The sequence below is a fragment of the Pradoshia sp. genome, from assembly GCF_051873915.1.
In the GTDB taxonomy this organism is placed as follows: Bacteria; Bacillota; Bacilli; order Bacillales; family Pradoshiaceae; genus Pradoshia.
The window spans coordinates 4,595-9,043 of the sequence record NZ_JBJEFJ010000130.1 but is presented as its reverse complement, the minus strand read 5'-3'; the positions used below and the strand labels follow the sequence as shown (position 1 = coordinate 9,043).

5 protein-coding genes are annotated in these 4,449 nt (G+C 45.4%); 2 read left to right on the top strand and 3 right to left on the bottom strand.

Annotation, left to right across the window (positions count from 1 at the left end):
- Both trhO and ACI35L_RS11640 read right to left on the bottom strand, forming a co-directional pair.
- On the bottom strand, positions 1 to 882 hold an 882-nt coding region (gene trhO, locus ACI35L_RS11645; protein ID WP_439802938.1), incomplete at its 3' end, for an oxygen-dependent tRNA uridine(34) hydroxylase TrhO.
- A gap of 138 nt (positions 883 to 1,020) precedes the next feature.
- Complete coding sequence (locus tag ACI35L_RS11640; protein ID WP_049670450.1) at positions 1,021 to 1,662, bottom strand: TetR/AcrR family transcriptional regulator; 642 nt, start codon at positions 1,660 to 1,662, stop codon at positions 1,021 to 1,023.
- Positions 1,663 to 1,877: 215 nt separating this feature from the next.
- Between ACI35L_RS11640 and ACI35L_RS11635 the strand changes: the two genes are divergently transcribed.
- Positions 1,878 to 3,506, top strand: coding sequence for an FAD-binding protein (locus tag ACI35L_RS11635; protein ID WP_439802937.1), 1,629 nt, complete (start codon positions 1,878 to 1,880; stop codon positions 3,504 to 3,506).
- Between the two features lie 48 nt (positions 3,507 to 3,554).
- Positions 3,555 to 4,010, top strand: a complete 456-nt coding sequence (locus ACI35L_RS11630) for a CoxG family protein (protein WP_049670452.1) — start codon at positions 3,555 to 3,557, stop codon at positions 4,008 to 4,010.
- A 46-nt stretch (positions 4,011 to 4,056) separates the two neighbouring features.
- Here the strand turns inward: ACI35L_RS11630 and ACI35L_RS11625 are convergent, their stop codons facing one another.
- On the bottom strand, positions 4,057 to 4,425 hold the full coding sequence (locus tag ACI35L_RS11625) for a hypothetical protein (protein WP_049670453.1): 369 nt from the start codon (positions 4,423 to 4,425) through the stop codon (positions 4,057 to 4,059).
- Positions 4,426 to 4,449 lie beyond the last annotated feature (24 nt).

The window sequence follows — 4,449 nt, the reverse complement described above, 5'->3', positions numbered from 1 at the left end:
ATAGCGGTTGCGTGGATGTGTGCGGCATTCGTGGCTGCAGCTGCGCATATATTTATGCTCATTCTCTTCACTGCAGAGGATTTGGTCATTGCACTCAGGGTTGGCGCAATTCACGTAGCGTTCGCAAGGTTCTCCTGTGAAGAAGTCACGGCCTACGACGACATGCTCGACTTGGTTGATTGGCACGGCAATCCGTTCGTCGAAGACATACATTTGTCCGTCCCATAGCTGGCCTTTTACCTCTGGGTCCTTCCCGTAAGTGGCGATGCCTCCATGAAGCTGGCCGACATCCTCGAAGCCTTCACGCACGAGCCAGCCGGAGAATTTCTCACAGCGGATTCCGCCTGTGCAGTAGGTCAGGATTTTCTTGCCTTCAAACATGTCTTTGTTATCACGCACCCATTGCGGAAGCTCACGGAAATTGCGGATATCCGGTTTGATGGAGCCGCGGAAATGGCCAAGCTCATATTCATAATCATTCCGTGCATCCAGGACAATTGTGTTCTCATCCTGCAAGCCTTCAAAGAATTCCTTCGGGCTTAAATATCGTCCAGTCAATTCATTCGGATTGATGTCATCCTCTAAGCTTAAATTGACAAGCTCCGGACGCGGGCGCACGTGCATTTTCTTAAATGCGTGTCCGTCTGCTTCATCGATCTTAAAGACGATATCCTTGAAGCGCGGGTCGTTTTGCATCTTCTCCATATAGGCCTGTGTCTGCTCGTAATCCCCGGACACGGTACCGTTTATGCCTTCATTGGCGACGAGGATTCGGCCCTTTAGGCCAATCTCCTTACAAAAGGCCAAATGCTCCGCTGCAAATTCTACCGGCTCCTCAATGGGAGTGTAGTAATAATACAGCAATACTCTGTACTTACTCATGTGTTCTTACCACCCTAAATTTATATTTGCAAGATATACGTATTAAAAAGGTGATTTTTCAGATACTGTTCTCTTACAAAAGAATATTATAGCAGGGATTAGTAAATTGTACTAATTCGGCAACTTATTGGTAATGAGTCAAGGCTTTAAATAATCAAGGAAGATGCGTTTCATGATGACTAATTGCTCCTCAGACGTTATTTCAGGCGCCGGCAAATCCTCATTTCCTTTCAGAGAAAGCTTAAAGGTGAATACAGAGAAATTACTCAGAATCGTCGATATGATTTGGGCAGCACGCAACTCTTGCTTGATCGTACCGTCATTCTTGCGGGTTTCAATCATTCGAGTAAACACGATGGATATTTCATCCCGCATTTCATTGTACATATTCAGGTCATCAAATGAATCGATTGCGACGGCTTTATAGTTGACGAAATTATCGAGCAGCTTCGGCATGGCACCGTCTTGCTCGGCCATTTGGTCGATAAAGAAATCCATGACAGCCGTCATCATCTCCATGCAGGTGGAGGTACATTCCTCAATCTCCTTTAGGGCACCCAATAGGATGCGGAGCTTTGCCGTCGCCACCTCCTGGATAATGAGCTCCTTCTTCGGAAAGTACCGGAAAAGGGTGGCAATTCCAATCTCAGCCTCCTTCGCAATCTCATCCATCGTTGTATTGTCGATTCCTTGGTGGAGGAATAAGTTTTCTGCCGCTTTCAATATGGTTTCTCTTCGTTTCTTCTTAGCTCGTTCTCTATTGCTTAAATGGCTGGGCATTCCTCAATCACCTCATAAATAAATAGAAAGATGGCATCTTTATTCCATCGTTTCAACCTTATCATAAACTCGAGTTTTTCGAAAATAAACAAATGTAAGCGAATTAATTTACAAGTGTATGAATCTTCTGATAGGATGTTTATAAAGTGATAGTGACACTATCATTTTTATCAAAAAATCTATTTATCTTTTACCTAACAAGGGGGAGAACGGTTATGCCAGCGAGAAAACCAGAGAAATGGGATCGCGAAGTTGACGTTGTAGTCATGGGAACAGGCGGTGCAGCTTTAACCGCTGCCATCACGGCACATGATCAAGGGTTAAAAGTACTAGTATTAGAGAAAACACATCAAATCGGCGGAACGACAGCCTTTTCAGGCGGAGTGCCTTGGATTCCGATGAACCGCTATATGAAGGAAGCGGGAATCGAGGATACACGAGAGGATGCCTTGAAATATATTCGCAGAATCACTGGAGGAAAAGAACCAAATCCAGACCTTCTTGAAACATATGTTGATAACGCTTACAAAGCAATTGATTACTTGCATGAAAATACACCGGTCCGGTTCGCTGTACCGAAAGGCTACCCTGAGTATTTTGGGTATTTCGATGGAACGAAGACTGGTCGTTCACTCGATCCGCTTCCATATGACATGAATGAAATCGGGGAATACGGTGCTTTAATTCGAAATAACCCGGCATTCCCTCCATTGACTCTTGAAGAAGGCGGAGCAAAGGGCGGCATTGACTTCATGAAGATTGCCGAGCGGATGGAGAACAATATCGTCACAATGGGACGTTCCCTTATTGCCTCCATGGTGAAGGGCTGCCTGGACCGAGATATCGAGATTATTCTTGAAACGCCGGGGAAAGAGCTTGTCTTAAATGATGAGGGAGACGTAATCGGACTTGTCGCAGAGCAAGGGGATAAGAAAATCTACATCGGTACATCTAAAGGCGTTATCATGGGCTCCGGCGGATTCGAATGGAATAAAGAACTGATTAAGACGTTCTTAAAAGGGGAAATCACGCATCCGCTTACTCCTTGGGGTAACGAGGGTGACGGGCTGATTATGGCAATGGAGGCAGGCGCATCACTTGGGAATATGAGTGAAGCCTGGTGGTATCCAGCCATGCAGGACCCAACATTCGAATATGAGGACCGTGTCATGAACCAATTGGGCGGCAGCGGACGTTTCGGCCCGAACAGTATTTTCGTCAATAGCAAGGGTAAACGCTTCGTCCATGAAGGGACTACTTATAATGATCTTCCAAAAGCTTTCCATCACTATGACCCAGTCAATGTGGAATGGCCGAATGAGAAGAACAACTGGATGGTCTTTGACCAGCAGTTAAAGGACCGCACAATGATTATTACGATGATGCCGGGCGAAGAGGCTCCTGATTGGGTGCCGCAGGCCGAAAGCATTCGTGAATTGGCGGAGAAAATCAATATTGACCCAGATGCTCTTGAGGAAACGGTGAACCGTTGGAACGCTCAGGTTGAAGCAGGCGAGGATACGGATTTCCACCGCGGTACAACCTTCTTTGAAGGGCTTGAAATTGGCGGAGGAACAGCAGAACGGAATTTAGGCAAGATTGAAAAAGGCCCATTCTACGCAGTGCCTGTCTACTATGGTTCATTAGGCACAAACGGCGGACCGCGCATCAATGAAAATGGCCAAGTACTCAACCATAGAGGAAAGACCATTAAAGGATTGTATGCAGCCGGAAATGCCGCAATGGGTATCTTTGGACAAGCATATGTCAGTGCCGGCGGGACAATTGGCCCAGCTATCACATTCGGCTATCTTGCCGGACTTGCTATCGGCAAGGCAGAGTAAAAGGGAAACCAAATCATTTATTATAAAAACAAAGGGGACGTGTAGTATATGCCAGCAGGTACACATACAGTACAATTACCAGTAGGAATCGAAGAAATATGGACATTCGTGAGCGATATGGATAAGTGGGCGCCGCTTGTTCCAGGATATATCGAGCATGAAATCATCAATGACCGTGAATCCACTTGGGCATTCAAGGGAGACCTTGGATTCATGAAGAAAACTGTTAAGTTGAAAATCGATATTACTGAATGGAAAGAGCCAACGACAGTAACGTTTAATTTGAAGGGGCTTTCCGATAATTTCAAGGGCGGCGGCTATTTCCAAGCAGAAGCTATTGATGAAAATAACACACAAATGACGGGCAATCTTGATATTACAGCAGGCGGTGCGATGGGGCCGATGGTCAATACTATCCTGAAGAATTTCGTGCCGAAAACGGCTGAAGAGCTGACCGTTGCGGTAGCGGATAAAATCAGGGAAGTTAATGGCGTTTCCTTATAAGAATAATGATATGGGCCGGGGGCAAACAATGCTTCCGGTCTTTTTCTTATTTGGTTAGAACCTCTTTTTGAATATAGTGGATAAATTCGGCCTGATCATAGGAGATAAAGAGGGGTTCCTTGGAATCAAATAAAACATAGGCAGGTTCTTTTTTTAGGTCAAGACCAGGCAGTCTGTCCGCTGTTTCGGAGAAGTTCTCAGCGTGCTCAATCGCATCAATCAGCGGATAACCGAGTATATCTTCAAAATCTCCATCAGCCTCTGCACCGATTAATAAGATATGATACTTTCCTTCAGGTGCCACCAATCCTCCAGCGGCGTTTGTATGGTCGAAACGTAGATAATCCTTAAACATGATGTACGGAATCAATAGGATAACCATCAATAATCCTGCAGCTGCAATCCATTTTTTCATCTCCATCACTCCTTTATTCTACAT

Excerpts from the sequence above, each read along its gene's own strand:
- ACI35L_RS11640 (WP_049670450.1), bottom strand. The coding sequence starts at position 1,662 with ATGCCCAGCCATTTAAGCAATAGAGAACGAGCTAAGAAGAAACGAAGA.
- ACI35L_RS11635 (WP_439802937.1), top strand. The coding sequence starts at position 1,878 with ATGCCAGCGAGAAAACCAGAGAAATGGGATCGCGAAGTTGACGTTGTA.
- ACI35L_RS11630 (WP_049670452.1), top strand. The coding sequence starts at position 3,555 with ATGCCAGCAGGTACACATACAGTACAATTACCAGTAGGAATCGAAGAA.
- ACI35L_RS11625 (WP_049670453.1), bottom strand. The coding sequence starts at position 4,425 with ATGAAAAAATGGATTGCAGCTGCAGGATTATTGATGGTTATCCTATTG.